Origin of the sequence: Geobacillus sp. ZGt-1 (assembly GCF_001026865.1) — a bacterium.
GTDB lineage: Bacteria > Bacillota > Bacilli > Bacillales > Anoxybacillaceae > Geobacillus > Geobacillus thermoleovorans.
Genome location: NZ_LDPD01000108.1, coordinates 1 through 1,018, shown reverse-complemented (window position 1 = coordinate 1,018; position 1,018 = coordinate 1). Strand labels below are relative to the sequence as shown.

The 1,018-nt window shown below is 49.1% G+C and carries 2 protein-coding genes; one reads left to right on the top strand and one right to left on the bottom strand.

The features are described 5' to 3' along the window. Positions 1-201: 201 nt before the first annotated feature. A complete protein-coding gene (locus tag VU18_RS15840) occupies positions 202-429 on the bottom strand; it encodes a hypothetical protein (RefSeq protein ID WP_021322398.1) in 228 nt (75 codons plus the stop codon). Positions 430-554: 125 nt separating this feature from the next. On the opposite strand from VU18_RS15840, the gene VU18_RS15835 reads away from it, so the two are divergent. Further along, the coding region (locus VU18_RS15835) for a spore germination protein (RefSeq protein ID WP_047758489.1) at positions 555-1,018 on the top strand (464 nt) is incomplete at its 3' end.

Sequence of the window (1,018 nt, the reverse complement as noted above, 5' to 3'; positions counted from 1 at the left end):
ACATGGCAGGGGAATATTGAATTGCTGCAAAGCGACGGCGATTCGTTTACCGTTCCCTTGTCTTCACACAGCACCCATGTTCGCGAGTGGTTGCAACAACAGCATCATTGGGAGCAAATACAGAAAAGGTAACGCCCGATGAAGAGAAAAGGTGTCCCGTTGCTTTTGGGGCACCTTCCTCTTTTTGCCCCCGGCTGTTGGTCAAGACGTTTTGTTTTTTCGTTTCCACATCCAAACGTTCAACAGATCGAGCAATAGTGAAAGGACGAACAATGAGAAAATAAACAGTTCTGGTGCCTTCATTACTCGAAATGGGTTCAGCACGATATGCAACGATTGATGCAAGGTCATCCCCATCAACTGATCCATGCTTACCATCGTTCCTATGGCGAGCAAGGCAAACATCAGCCAAACAACAATTAGTTTCATGGTGTTCCACCTGCTGTTTTTCTTTAGTTTTTGCTATTGATTCAAAACCGATGCACGGGCGTATGTCCTCCCGATTTCGTGTCCATAATGAGGGATAAAAAGGAAGCGGAGTGAGGAGGAAAAACATGCTGTTTCAATGGGGAATGGGCCGACAAAAAAAGCAGATCAATGACGGGGTGAAACAAGAAGGACCGGACCATAGCGGCGAGGCGGCGGACGTCCCGCAAGAGCCGATGTCAGCTGAATTAGCCGTCAACCTTGACATCATCCGCCAAACGACTGGACAAAGCAGCGATGTCGTCATCCGTCGGTTTTCGCTGGGTCAAGAGAGGCAAATCAAAGCAGCCATCGTCTTTGTGGATGGCCTTGTTGACGAAAAACATGTGTACGAGTTTTTGCTGACGCCGTTGCTGGAGGCGTCATTTCCACTGTCATTAACAGAAAAAGAATGGTTTCCGTGGATCGAACAAAAGTTGGCCGCGGTGGGCGGTGTGAAGCATGTCGTCGATTGGGAACACCTGTTTTTGGAGCTGTTTTCCGGAGAGACCATCATCTTGTTGGACGGGGTGCCGTCCGCTGTCAGCGCCAG

Bases quoted from the DNA above. Each gene is read 5' to 3' on its own strand.
- VU18_RS15840 (WP_021322398.1), bottom strand. From the start codon at position 429: ATGAAACTAATTGTTGTTTGGCTGATGTTTGCCTTGCTCGCCATAGGA.